This is a genomic window from Alkalihalobacillus alcalophilus ATCC 27647 = CGMCC 1.3604 (genome assembly GCF_000292245.2).
Taxonomy (GTDB): domain Bacteria; phylum Bacillota; class Bacilli; order Bacillales; family Bacillaceae_D; genus Alkalihalobacillus; species Alkalihalobacillus alcalophilus.
The window spans coordinates 1-12,206 of sequence record NZ_ALPT02000106.1; the positions used below are offsets into that span (position 1 = coordinate 1).

A 12,206-nucleotide genomic window follows, 5' to 3' on the forward strand; every position below is an offset into this window, starting at 1 on the left:
GTTTAGGATTAGTCGCACCTCATGTAGGTGCGTGGATTGAAATATCGTATGGGGCAGGTACATTAAATATTATAAATGTCGCACCTCATGTAGGTGCGTGGATTGAAATTAGTCTGTTCTGGTGCTTGCTAGTAGTCGAGCTAGTCGCACCTCATGTAGGTGCGTGGATTGAAATTGCGAAGCGGTGCAAGGGGCATGATTTTAATTAAGTCGCACCTCATGTAGGTGCGTGGATTGAAATTCTTTTCATCGTCCTTATCTCCCTTTTAATTAATCGTCGCACCTCATGTAGGTGCGTGGATTGAAATAGTCCGAACTTGTTCTATCGTATACCCTTGTTCCGTCGCACCTCATGTAGGTGCGTGGATTGAAATCTGAGACAGTCGCGTGGGTAACAGGCGCTAGTGGTCGCACCTCATGTAGGTGCGTGGATTGAAATCTTCACGAGTTCAGAGAACACAGTCGTAAGCTTTTGTCGCACCTCATGTAGGTGCGTGGATTGAAATTAACCTAAACAATAGGTATCCTTCATCTTCCGCGTCGCACCTCATGTAGGTGCGTGGATTGAAATAATCCATAGACAGTGATTGGATGTAATGAGAGCTGTCGCACCTCATGTAGGTGCGTGGATTGAAATGACTTTAAGGGCTTCTTACGAATTAAATCGAAATGTCGCACCTCATGTAGGTGCGTGGATTGAAATTAATGGTCAAATCGAGGGTGTAACTCTTGCGGAGTCGCACCTCATGTAGGTGCGTGGATTGAAATATCTCACAAAATAATGATGATCATTATGCTCGAAGTCGCACCTCATGTAGGTGCGTGGATTGAAATACCTAGTCAGCACAAATACTTACACAACAAACAAGTCGCACCTCATGTAGGTGCGTGGATTGAAATCTTTAAGCTAGAGGATAAAGTTTGAATACCAACAGTCGCACCTCATGTAGGTGCGTGGATTGAAATAATTGACGATAAGCATATATTATTCGTGTCTCTTCGTCGCACCTCGTGTAGGTGCGTGGATTGAAATATTCATGACACTTTTAACATCTTCTTTAGTAGTTGTCGCACCTCGTGTAGGTGCGTGGATTGAAATTGGAGCTAGTTTCCCCCAGTTTTGAAAAGAGTTATGTCGCACCTCATGTAGGTGTGTGACTAGAAAGGTAAATCAAAGTTGGTTAAATCCTTTTTGGCAGGCCACTTGTTCCTATCACAAAAGTGGTGCGGAGGTTACATAATGGCTTTATTAGAAATGGGATTAAATCAGTTATCGGTATTGACTTTAATAATTGAAACAGCAAAGGAAGATTTCAACAATAATCATAATGTTTCTTTCAAAAAGAACGGCTAAGGATTCTCAAATTGAAGCTGTTTCTGACGATTTATTATTAGAACGGGTTCTTATTCATCACCTTGATGACTTAAATGCCTATTTTAGTGAGAGTTATCGAATTTTGCAAAGTAACGGACATTATTTAATACAAGAGCGCACCCTAGAGAATTGTCTCTTCCCAATCCGTTGACTTAGATTAATATACAAATGATGATATATAGAAAAAGCCACAAATGAAACAATGTGGCTTTTTTGTATATTTTACTCTACTCAAGATTAGCGTGTTTCCCATACATTTTGTTAGAATCTAAGCTTTTTTTCTTCATAAAGCGCAAGATTAAGGCGTCATAAAATAACAACATCGTTTGCTCAAAAAGGGATCCCATTGGTTGAATGGTCTTGTACTCGCTTTTGGATTGATCTTTTGTGGCTCCGGGTAATTTAATAACAATATCAGCTAACTTGGCTATGGTTGATTCAGGAGAGATGGTTATAACTGCGACTGTACCTCCCAAGCTTTTAGCTTTTTCAGCAATGGCAACTAGGGTTTTCGTTTCTCCTGATCCTGAACCAATGATTAATAAATCGTCCTTTTCTAAATTAGCTGTTACGGTTTCCCCAACTACATAGGCATCAATCCCCATGTGCATCATTCGCATCACAAAAGATTTACCCATCAATCCAGATCTGCCTGCACCAGCGACAAAGATTTTCTTCGATTCTAAAATCTGATTTATTAACTTCTCTGCTTCTGAATCACGAATTAAGTGAACCGTTTGATTTAATTCGTTCACGACTTCGGCTAAATATTGTGTAGTCTGCATGGTTGAATTAACCTTGTTTAATTAATTTTTGCATTTCGAGTGCTGTAGCTTTTTTATCTTCTTTACTCGTGATTCCCCCACCTACGATAACTAAATCTGGGTGGTGTTTAATCACTTCTGGAAGTGTTTCTAATTTGATACCACCTGCAATGGCAGTTTTTGCATTTTTAACAACACTTTTGATCGTTGAAAGGTCTTCAAAAGAATTCTTTCCAACAGCTTGAAGATCGTAACCTGTGTGAACACAAATATAATCAACACCAAGTTCATCTAGTTCTTTTGCACGGGCTGCAATATCCTTCACGGCGATCATATCAGCAAGGATTTGTTTTCCTTGTTTTTTAGCTTCTTCTACTGCACCTTTAATTGACTCGTCTTCTGCGGTTCCAAGAATTGTAATGATGTCAGCACCTGCAGCAGATGCTTGGCTTACTTCATATCCAGCCGCATCCATAATTTTCAAGTCCGCTAATACGGTTAAGTTAGGAAATGCAGCTTTTACTTCTTTCACGGCTCTAAGACCTTCATTGATCACCACAGGTGTACCAATTTCTACAACATCAATATGTTCTTGTACCTCTTTCACTAATTCAATAGCTCCCTGAATATCGACAAGATCTAAAGCTAATTGTAATTTCATTTATATTCGCTCCTTCTAATTTTATATCGTGCTAGGAGGCTGTTAATAGACATGGTGTAAATGTTTCCTTTTGAAAGGCTATTTACTGACTAGCACGTTTCTTAGTATACTGAGTATGTTATTGAATTAAAAGTACGCACTTTTACCGCATATAGTGATAAAAAGTATACTATAGGATATAAAATAAAGAAGAGGTGAATTAAATGCCGAATTTAGGATCAAAAACATTTAACTGTGAAAAAGAATTGACACTTTCAGTAATTGGTGGAAAATGGAAAATGTTGATTTTATGGCATCTAGGTAAAGAAGGAACTAAACGATTTGGTGAATTAAAATCACTTATGCCGGGTATTACTCAAAGAATGCTTGTTAATCAATTGCGCGAACTTGAAGATCATTTAATCGTACATCGAGAAGTTTATCCTGTAGTTCCACCAAAAGTTGAATATTCATTGACTGAGTATGGAGAAAGTCTTATACCGATTTTAGATGCTATGTATGAATGGGGGAAAGATTACATTGGGAATGTATTGGAAAAGGAAACTGAAGACAAATCAGCTACTTAGTAGAAATAAGGTTTCTTTTCAGCGTTTAAGACAATTATAACTTACCACCGTTAGCCATTATTAACCGTGGTTAAATAATTGGAACTACACTATTAAAAGCCTTGAACAGTGATGTTTACATCCTCGCTGTCCAAGGCTTTTTGACTTTTATATTTACAGTATTAATTTTTACACTATGTCATTTTGGAATAACTATATGCAAAAAAAGTGCGTACTTTCAAGTATGAAATATACGTTATATACTGTTTGGGCTAAGCAATATGTCTCTAGGATAAACAAGCTGATTGTACGAAAGAAAAAATTTTGATGGAAAGGATAAAAGGGGAAAGATGTTTAACAATCATTAAAAATTATAAACAGTGTTTCAAAAAAGTGTGTTCATGCATAAATTCTTGTAGTTATAAAATAGATCTTGCCAAGAAAGTGAGGCGTTCTAAATGGATTCTATGACGTTTGTATTATTTGGGGCAACAGGGGATTTAGCTAAAAGAAAAATCTATCCTGCCTTGTTTAATTTATACCTGAATCAAAAATTACCGAAGTCTTTTTCAGTTATTGGCGTAGGAAGAGGCGAAAGTTCTGATGATGAATTTCAGTCAAGGGTCATCGATTCCTTGCATATATTTTCCAGACATTTGCTGAATGATAAATCTAAAAAAGAAGAATTTGTTAAGCCATTTCGTTATTACCACTTAGATGTAACCGATACTAAAGGCTATAAAAAGCTGCTAAAACTCGTTCAACAAAACGAAAAAAAACAGAATATGGAAGAGAATCGAATGTTCTATTTATCAATGGCACCTGAATTTTTTGACGTTATCGCCATGAACATTAAGGATAGTGGATTGGGCTCAACAAATGGATGGAAACGATTGATTATCGAAAAACCCTTTGGACATGATCTGAAATCTGCCCAAGAATTAAACGAAAAGCTAAGCAAAGCTTTTGAAGAAGACGAAATTTATCGTATCGATCATTATTTGGGAAAACCAATGGTTCAGAATCTTGAAGCACTGACCTTTGCTAACCCTGTATTGCAATCATTATGGAACAATCGATATATTGCCAATGTCCAAATTACGGCGAGTGAAATTGTTGGGGTTGAAGAACGAGCTGGTTATTATGACCAAACAGGAGCCATTCGTGATATGGTACAAAATCACATGCTACAGTTATTAATGATGACAGCCATGCATTTGCCTAAACGGATATCCACAAATGATATTCGTAACGAAAAAGAAAAGTGATGGAATCGTTACGTCCGTTACAGAGGGATACTATTGGTGTTCATGTTGTTCGTGGCCAATATGAGCACGGAGAAATAAACGGAGAACCTGTGATAGCATATCGGGAAGAGCCTGGAGTAGAGGCTTCTTCACAAAATGATACATTTGTTGCAGCTCGTCTATGGATTGATAATTCCTTCTGGGATGGGGTTCCATTTTATATTCGCACAGGAAAAAGAATGGCAGAAAAAGCAACAAAGATTGTCATTGAATTTAAAAATACGTTAAAGGATTTCGATAATTCGGAAATGGATCAGATTGAACCTAATCTTTTAACAATCAATATTAATCCAAATGAAGGTGTATCGTTACAGTTAAATAGTAAAAATCCAATAAATGGAAAAACGGAACCTATCACAGTAGATTTTTCTGCGAGTAATCAGGACGTACCCGAAGCATATGAGCTATTGTTATTTGATGCTCTCGTTGGGGATTCGACATTTTTTGCTCATTGGAATGAAGTAGAACTATCTTGGAATTGGGTAGAGCCTATTTTAGAGGCATTTAAAGAAAATAAAGCTGTCCTTCATTTTTATTCATCTGGCTCAATGGGACCAGAGGCTGCTCATCAATTATTAGAAGAAGATGGATATAAGTGGTGGTAAAGTTTCTAAAGATGTCATGCAAACAAGAAAAGAATTTTGAGAAAGATAAAGTTTTAGGAGGATGACTATGAAGATTGGATTAATTGGATTAGGAAAAATGGGATTAAATTTAGGGAAAAATTTAATTGACCATAAACATGAGGTAGTAGCATTTGATTTAAATGTAAATGCTGTGGAAGAAATGAAAAAATACGGAGCCAAAGGAGAATCAAACCTAAAAGACCTTATTCAAGGCTTAGAAAAACCACGAGTTCTTTGGATGATGGTTCCACATTCTGTTGTTGATTCGGTGATTCGTGAAATGACACCATTTCTAAGTGAGGGAGATATCGTGATTGAAGCTGGTAATTCTCACTATAAGGAATCCATTCGTCGCTACAAGGAGCTAAAGGAAGTTGGTGTAAGCTTTATGGATGCTGGTACGTCTGGTGGGATGGAAGGTGCTCGAAATGGTGCTTGTTATATGATTGGAGGAGATCGTGAAGCTTGGAACATAGTCGAGCCGATTTTTAGTGATACAGCTGTAGAAAAAGGATTTATATATGCAGGGAAATCAGGTAGTGGCCACTTCTTAAAAATGGTCCACAATGGAATTGAATACGGAATGATGGCTGCTATTGGGGAAGGCTTCGAAGTATTAGAAAAAAGTGATTTCGATTTTGACTATGAGAAGGTAGCCAGCGTTTGGAATCACGGTTCCGTTATTCGTTCTTGGCTGATGGAGTTAACAGAAAGTGCCTTTTCTAAAGATTCTAAATTAGATGAGATTAAAGGGATTATGCACTCATCTGGGGAAGGGAAATGGACGATTGAAACGGCTATGGATTTACAAGCTGCCACACCTGTAATCGCGATGTCATTATTAATGCGCTATCGCTCCTTAGACAATGATACGTTTACAGGTAAAGTAGTGGCTGCTTTGCGAAATGAATTTGGTGGACATGCTGTGGAAAAAAATTAATTTGGATAGAACCAAAAATGGCTATAAGAAGTAAATGTAAAGATGACTATTTCGTTTGATTATACCAATGCTTTACCATTTATGAAAAAGAGTGAAGTAGAAGGATTAAGTGAATTTGTAAAAGTGACTCATGGAATGCATCATGAAAAGAAAGGTTTGGGCCCTGATTTTCTTGGATGGGTTGATTTACCATTAACCTATGATAAAGAAGAGTTTTCACGTATAAAACAGGCTGTCAAAAAAATACAAAATCAATCAGATGCTTTGATTGTTATTGTCATAGGTGGTTCTTATTTTGGTGATGGAACGCCTTTCTTTCTCTAACAAATAGATAATACTATAGTATACTGATCCTTGGCTTTGCCTGCAGTGTATGAGTTTAAGGTGTAAGGCTCGATTTTCATATAGATATATGGGAAAAAATCTAAAAGCAAATTATTTGGACCAGAAAAAGAAAATAATTTTGATTAACACCTTAGGATTAGAAAATACAGAAGGAACCAGTGTTCAAGTACTGTTTTTTGTTTTGTGAATCCTAAATATTTCCAAAAAATAATGTAATTATGAATATTATATCGAAAACTATTTGCATTTCAAGAAATTGTCTGTTATTGTTAAGAAGAATTATTTTTGTTCGGTTAGAAGAAATAAGTGTTTGATTTTTTCGCCTTAGATATCTAAATTGAGCAATAATAGTATCAAAATTGTGGAAACGAATTTTCCACGCAGGAGGTAACATCCATGCAAGAAGGTACAGTAAAATGGTTTAACGCAGAAAAAGGTTTCGGTTTCATCGAAGTTGAAGGTGGAGATGATGTATTCGTACATTTCTCAGCTATCCAAGGCGAAGGATTTAAATCATTAGACGAAGGTCAAAAAGTAACGTTTGATACTGAACAAGGTCAACGTGGACTTCAAGCGACTAACGTAACTAAAGCATAATGACAAAAGGGCTCACTTGATGAGCCCTTTTTCTTTTGGTTAAAATAAATAAAGGAAGGAGAGGCAAGGATGAAAAGACATGATTTTAGTCATTTTTTATTATCTAAACCGATTTTAAAGGCCCTTGAATTGATGAAGTTTCAACAGCCGACTGAGGTTCAGAGTAAGGTGGTCTCTCGAGCTTTAAATGGGGAAGATTTAATTGTTCAATCACAAACCGGTAGTGGAAAGACACTCGCATTTGCACTTCCTTTAACGGAAAAAGTGGATTGGACAGAAAACAAACCTCAAGCACTTATTTTAACTCCAACAAGAGAACTAGCGGTTCAGGTAAGAGATGAGGTCACAAATATCGGGCGTTTAAAAAGAATCAACGCTGTCGCTGTATTTGGTAAGGATTCTTATGTGAAACAGAAAAACTTGCTTAAGCAGAAAACCCATATTGTCGTAGGGACGCCAGGGCGAGTGCTAGATCATATTCAAAAAGGGACATTGTTAGTTGAGGACATTAAGCATTTAATCATTGATGAAGCCGATCAAATGTTGAGTATGGGTTTTATTGAGGAAATGGAAGCGATTATCGAAAGCTTGCCATCAAAGCGTCAAACGATGGTTTTTTCGGCGACCTATCCAGAAGATATTCAAAAGCTTTGTTCGACTTATATGGAAAAACCAGCAATTATTGAAATTCAAGCAGAAGGAATAACAGCTACAAAAATTGAGCATTTCAAAATATATGTAGATGAGAAGCAAAAGCGTGCTGTTCTTAAGGATGTCCTCATCACCGAAAATCCAGAAAGCTGCATGATTTTTTGTAACACGCAAGTTGAAGTCGATAAATTGTATCGTATTCTTAATCAATCGATAAAGTCTCTTGGAAAACTCCATGGTGGAATGGCTCAACGGGACCGGTTTACTATGATTGACCGTTTTCGTAGTGGTCAATGCCGATATTTAGTTGCGACTGGGGTAGCGGGACGGGGTATCGATGTGGAAAAAGTCTCCTTAGTGATTAATTTTGAAGTGCCGATGGAAGCTGAAAATTACGTCCATCGTACAGGCAGAACTGGTCGTGCAGGTGAAGCAGGGAAGGCTATTACCTTTGTATCAGATGCTGAGCAGAAGGATTTAGATACAATTGAACAGTTGATTGGTTTCTCTATTGAAGAAATGCCTGTACCTACTGAAGCGAATGTGCAAAAACAACGGTCCAAATTCCAACAAAAAATGAATGCCACGGTTGCTCCAAAAGTGGAAAAGTCGGCTCAGCTAAAACAAGAAGTAACAAAGCTCTATTTTAACGGTGGGAAAAAGAAAAAGTTACGTGCGGTTGATTTTGTTGGAACGATCTCAAAAATCCCAGGGATTAACACAGACGATATTGGTGTGATTTCGATCTTTGATCAAATGACGTATGTGGATATTTTAAATGGGAAAGGTCTACTTGTTTTACAAGCAATGAAAGAAAGACCTGTTAAAGGAAAGCAATTAAAAGTTCATATAGCAAGAAAATAAAAAGACGACGGTTGTTTGTCTTTTTTATTTTGTCCAAATGAATGGTTAATGCTCAAGCTGGGAATGTTAAGGGAAAATAAGGAGGGATTAGAATGACAAGAGGACAATCACATAATAACAAACATAAAAATAAAGCAAAATTATCTCAAACTCCTAAGCAAGAAAAAGTAAGCGATGGGATTGATGAAGAATACTCTGAAGAATTAGCCGATCATGATGATATTGAAGCACAAAAACGGGCAGCTGCGGCCGATGAGCGAGCTAATCCAGATAATCATTAAAAAAACAAAAGATAAGGAGGGTATTTATGTCAGAGCCAAATCATAATCCGAAACAAAACCGCACAAAAAATAAGCAAAAACAAAATAATAAAGAGCCTCATATTTATGATAAGAAATTAAACGGTCCGAATCGACCTGCTGAATAACCGCGAGACGTATATTTTAAAGAAAAGGGCTATCTCAAAACCCTTAAAATAAGAAAAGATTCGAGTTTTCGTTTCTCGAATCTTTTTTTGTGATTTATTTTCTTTGAAGGGTTTCCATTACTTTTGTTGAAGGTAATGTTAGAAAAGGATTTGAAGGGTGTGAGGGGAAACATGGTTCATGCGAAAGAAATTTTGTTGAATCAATTACTGGCCAATGCCAATGATCGAAGCTGGTATAGTTCTTTTCAGGAGGCGGTAAAAGGACTTTCTGAGAAGGAGGCCTTTTGGAAACCTGATGAAGACAGTTTTAGCATTGCTGAAATTGTTCAGCATCTTATTTTTTGGAACGAAACTTTACTAGCAAGGTATAAAAACGCTGATTTTAACGCTGTTTCATCACCAAAGGATAATATGGATACTTTTTCAGTTGATAAAGGTGTAGAATTTTCTTATCTGAGCGAACAGCTTTTAAATGTTTTGTTACAGTGGCAAAATGTATTAACGGAAGAACAACTGGAACTGAAAGTAAATGGTTACCCAGTGGAAGCTAAATGGTGGGCTTTAGTTTCCAATGCAGCAACCCACAATGCCTATCATATTGGACAAATCGCCTACATACGGAAGTTAAAAAAGTAGATGTAAAAGTATGAGGTGGAGTTTAGCTTATGGCTAGCCACCCATATCCTTTTATCCGCAATTTCCCCTTGAACAATTCCTTTCAAGCAAAACATTCCATAATCCCGTATAATAAGAAAAGAACAGGTAAGAGATAAAAGGTGAAGAGATGCTAGAAGAAATGATTTACTTATATATTTTTAATTGTCATGAGGATGAGCTTGAGTTAAGTTTTTTAGAAAAACGTTCCCTTTTTGGTGTAAAAGATAATCGGTTTGTAATGGAAAGTTCAATAAAAATAGAACCTAGCCGAAGCCCGTTTCTTAAAGCGAGGATAAATGTGGTGGCCAAAGCTAACACCTTAGCTGAACTGAAACAACAGCTGAATGGGTATCAAGTGTCGAAACAGAGCTTTAAAGTGATCATGTTAAAAAACGATGATTTATCCCTTGAGCAACAGCTTGATTTTCAGAAGAGAAAACAAATTGAACGGGAAATTGGCCAATTAATCGTCGGACGAGCTGACCTTAAATGTCCGGCAGAAACTTTTGCGGTGATAAAAACCGAAGATGCATGGTATTTTGGCGAATATACAGAATCGGTACCCGTTTGGCTGAAGCATCAACAAAAGCCACGGATGTATTCAACCGCCTTAAATACAAGAGTAGCAAGGGCCGTCGTGAATATTGCGGTACCAAAAATTGAAAAACAAAAGGCCATTGACCCTTGCTGTGGGATTGGAACTGTGATGGTAGAAGCTCTTTCGATGGGCATTCAAATAAGTGGCAGCGACATTAACCCACTTGCAGCAATCGGAGCGAGGGAAAATATTGCCCATTTCCAACATGAGGCGGAAGTAAAAAAACAAGATATACGAACGATTGAAGCACACTATGATGTAGCAATTATTGATATGCCCTATAATTTGTGCTCTGTTGTCTCAGAAGAAGAAAAAATAAATATGTTGAGGCAAGCAAGAAAGTTTACTAAAAGGCTTGTCATTGTAACGGTTGAACCGATAGATACTATTTTAGAAAAGGTTGGATTTTTTATTAAAGATCGTTGCGTTGTAAAAAAGAGTCGATTTGAACGTGAAGTACTTGTTTGTGAATAGAAGTTGTTTGGATAGATAAAGGAGTTTAGCAATTATGAATAATTATAAGTTAACGATTCAATACGATGGTGGTCGTTATAAAGGCTGGCAACGTTTAGGGAATGGTGAAAATACCATTCAGGCCAAAATTGAGCATGTCGTTAGTGAAATGGCAGGAGTACCGATTGAAATTATTGGCAGTGGGCGAACGGATGCGGGAGTGCATGCATTGGCTCAAATTGCAAATTTTAAAATGGAAAAAGAGATGACAGAACAGGCAGTCCAAACGTATCTTAATAAATATTTGCCGCAAGACATCGTTGTGACTAATGTTGAGATTGTAGCGGATAGATATCATGCCCGTTTTCATACGACAGAAAAAATGTATTTATATAAAATTTGGAATGAGGCTTATACAAACCCATTTATACGCAAATATAGCACACATATTGAAGAACCGTTAGATCTTGAAAAAATGAAAATGGCCGCGAGTTTTTTTATTGGTGAACATGATTTTACCGCTTTTTCCAATGCTAAATCAAACAAAAAAACAAAAGTTCGCGAAATTTATTCGTTCGAAATTACAAAAGAAAATGGTTTAATTGAAGTTCGTATTTCTGGAAATGGCTTTTTGTACAATATGGTTAGGAAAATCGTCGGAACTTTAATCGAAGTCGGGTTAGGACGAATCGAGGCAGAGGATATCCCAGCCATTATTGAGAAAAAAGAACGAAATCAAACCGGAAGAATGGCAGAAGCAGCCGGGTTGTTTTTAGTTTGAATTGATAATAGTAAAATCTCCTTTCCATCTATAAATGGAGGGAGTTTTTTTTGGCTAATATTAGGCTCTCAATGAGTCCGAAAGCACATGAATCAAAGCCGGAAAGGGAATCATAGAGCAGCAATGATGTCAAAAGCAGATGAATCAAAGCCGGAAAGGGAATCATAGAGCTGGAATGATGTCAAAAGCTAGTGAATTAGAGCCAGAAAGGGAATCATAGAGCTGCAATGAAGTCAAAAGCAGGTGAATCAAAGCCGGAAAGGGAATCATAGAGCCGCAATGATGCCAAAAGCCATTGAATTAAAGCCGGAAAGGGAATCATAGAGCTGCAATGATGTCAAAAGCCAGTGAATAAATGCTAGAAAGGGAATCATAGAGCCGCAATGATGTCAAAAGCCAGTGAATTAGAGCCGGAAAGGGAATCATACGTCCGCAATGAAGTCAAAAGCCGATGAATTAAAGCCAGAAAGAATGATGCCAAAAGCCATTGAATCAGAGCAGCAAAGGGCATCATAGCCTCTCTATGAAGTCAAAAGCCGGTGAATCAAAGCCAGAAAGGGAATCATAGAGCCGCAATGATGTCAAAAGCCAGTGAATTAGAGCCGGAAAGGGAAT

At 37.2% G+C, this 12,206-nt stretch carries 11 protein-coding genes, 2 pseudogenes and 1 CRISPR repeat array; of the genes and pseudogenes, 11 read left to right on the top strand and 2 right to left on the bottom strand.

Annotated features, from left to right (window positions below; all coding sequences use genetic code 11):
- Window positions 1-11: 11 nt before the first annotated feature.
- Window positions 12-1,166: a CRISPR direct-repeat array (repeat unit 32 nt; unit sequence GTCGCACCTCATGTAGGTGCGTGGATTGAAAT).
- 162 nt (window positions 1,167-1,328) lie between these two features.
- Window positions 1,329-1,526: a methyltransferase domain-containing protein gene (locus BALCAV_RS23470; RefSeq protein WP_152563069.1), complete on the top strand. Its 198-nt coding sequence runs from the start codon at window positions 1,329-1,331 to the stop codon at window positions 1,524-1,526.
- A 76-nt stretch (window positions 1,527-1,602) separates the two neighbouring features.
- Here BALCAV_RS23470 and hxlB read toward each other — a convergent pair whose 3' ends face one another.
- Entirely contained in the window at window positions 1,603-2,160 is a 558-nt protein-coding gene (gene hxlB / locus BALCAV_RS19005; RefSeq protein WP_003323366.1) for a 6-phospho-3-hexuloisomerase, read from the bottom strand.
- A 7-nt stretch (window positions 2,161-2,167) separates the two neighbouring features.
- On the bottom strand, window positions 2,168-2,800 hold the full coding sequence (hxlA, locus tag BALCAV_RS19010) for a 3-hexulose-6-phosphate synthase (RefSeq protein ID WP_003323365.1): 633 nt from the start codon (window positions 2,798-2,800) through the stop codon (window positions 2,168-2,170).
- A 203-nt stretch (window positions 2,801-3,003) separates the two neighbouring features.
- Here hxlA and BALCAV_RS19015 point away from each other — a divergent pair, with 203 nt between their 5' ends.
- From BALCAV_RS19015 to truA, 10 genes and pseudogenes are all read left to right on the top strand, one after another.
- Window positions 3,004-3,366 carry a winged helix-turn-helix transcriptional regulator gene (locus BALCAV_RS19015; RefSeq protein WP_003323364.1) on the top strand — a complete coding sequence of 121 codons (363 nt, stop codon included), beginning with the start codon at window positions 3,004-3,006 and terminating at the stop codon, window positions 3,364-3,366.
- A 437-nt stretch (window positions 3,367-3,803) separates the two neighbouring features.
- Window positions 3,804-5,257 (top strand): annotated as a pseudogene (gene zwf / locus BALCAV_RS19020) (glucose-6-phosphate dehydrogenase).
- A gap of 67 nt (window positions 5,258-5,324) precedes the next feature.
- Window positions 5,325-6,218 (top strand): phosphogluconate dehydrogenase (NAD(+)-dependent, decarboxylating), encoded by an 894-nt coding sequence (gene gnd, locus BALCAV_RS19025; RefSeq protein ID WP_003323360.1) that lies wholly within the window; start codon window positions 5,325-5,327, stop codon window positions 6,216-6,218.
- 42 nt (window positions 6,219-6,260) lie between these two features.
- Window positions 6,261-6,518, top strand: a pseudogene (locus BALCAV_RS19030) (glucose-6-phosphate isomerase); the annotation flags it as partial.
- A gap of 441 nt (window positions 6,519-6,959) precedes the next feature.
- Entirely contained in the window at window positions 6,960-7,160 is a 201-nt protein-coding gene (locus tag BALCAV_RS19035; protein ID WP_040324249.1) for a cold-shock protein, read from the top strand.
- 69 nt (window positions 7,161-7,229) lie between these two features.
- Window positions 7,230-8,675 carry a DEAD/DEAH box helicase gene (locus tag BALCAV_RS19040; RefSeq protein ID WP_003323342.1) on the top strand — a complete coding sequence of 482 codons (1,446 nt, stop codon included), beginning with the start codon at window positions 7,230-7,232 and terminating at the stop codon, window positions 8,673-8,675.
- Between the two features lie 92 nt (window positions 8,676-8,767).
- On the top strand, window positions 8,768-8,956 hold the full coding sequence (locus tag BALCAV_RS19045; protein WP_003323341.1) for a YfhD family protein: 189 nt from the start codon (window positions 8,768-8,770) through the stop codon (window positions 8,954-8,956).
- A gap of 317 nt (window positions 8,957-9,273) precedes the next feature.
- Entirely contained in the window at window positions 9,274-9,738 is a 465-nt protein-coding gene (locus tag BALCAV_RS19050; RefSeq protein WP_003323340.1) for a DinB family protein, read from the top strand.
- 148 nt (window positions 9,739-9,886) lie between these two features.
- Window positions 9,887-10,831, top strand: coding sequence for a TRM11 family SAM-dependent methyltransferase (locus BALCAV_RS19055; protein WP_003323339.1), 945 nt, complete (start codon window positions 9,887-9,889; stop codon window positions 10,829-10,831).
- 34 nt (window positions 10,832-10,865) lie between these two features.
- Entirely contained in the window at window positions 10,866-11,591 is a 726-nt protein-coding gene (gene truA, locus BALCAV_RS19060) for a tRNA pseudouridine(38-40) synthase TruA (protein WP_003323338.1), read from the top strand.
- Window positions 11,592-12,206: the final 615 nt, after the last annotated feature.

Bases quoted from the DNA above. Each gene is read 5' to 3' on its own strand.
- hxlB (WP_003323366.1), bottom strand. From the start codon at position 2,160: ATGCAGACTACACAATATTTAGCCGAAGTCGTGAACGAATTAAATCAA.
- BALCAV_RS19040 (WP_003323342.1), top strand. From the start codon at position 7,230: ATGAAAAGACATGATTTTAGTCATTTTTTATTATCTAAACCGATTTTA.
- gnd (WP_003323360.1), top strand. From the start codon at position 5,325: ATGAAGATTGGATTAATTGGATTAGGAAAAATGGGATTAAATTTAGGG.
- hxlA (WP_003323365.1), bottom strand. From the start codon at position 2,800: ATGAAATTACAATTAGCTTTAGATCTTGTCGATATTCAGGGAGCTATT.
- BALCAV_RS19015 (WP_003323364.1), top strand. From the start codon at position 3,004: ATGCCGAATTTAGGATCAAAAACATTTAACTGTGAAAAAGAATTGACA.
- BALCAV_RS19045 (WP_003323341.1), top strand. From the start codon at position 8,768: ATGACAAGAGGACAATCACATAATAACAAACATAAAAATAAAGCAAAA.
- BALCAV_RS23470 (WP_152563069.1), top strand. From the start codon at position 1,329: ATGTTTCTTTCAAAAAGAACGGCTAAGGATTCTCAAATTGAAGCTGTT.
- BALCAV_RS19035 (WP_040324249.1), top strand. From the start codon at position 6,960: ATGCAAGAAGGTACAGTAAAATGGTTTAACGCAGAAAAAGGTTTCGGT.
- BALCAV_RS19055 (WP_003323339.1), top strand. From the start codon at position 9,887: ATGCTAGAAGAAATGATTTACTTATATATTTTTAATTGTCATGAGGAT.
- BALCAV_RS19050 (WP_003323340.1), top strand. From the start codon at position 9,274: ATGGTTCATGCGAAAGAAATTTTGTTGAATCAATTACTGGCCAATGCC.
- truA (WP_003323338.1), top strand. From the start codon at position 10,866: ATGAATAATTATAAGTTAACGATTCAATACGATGGTGGTCGTTATAAA.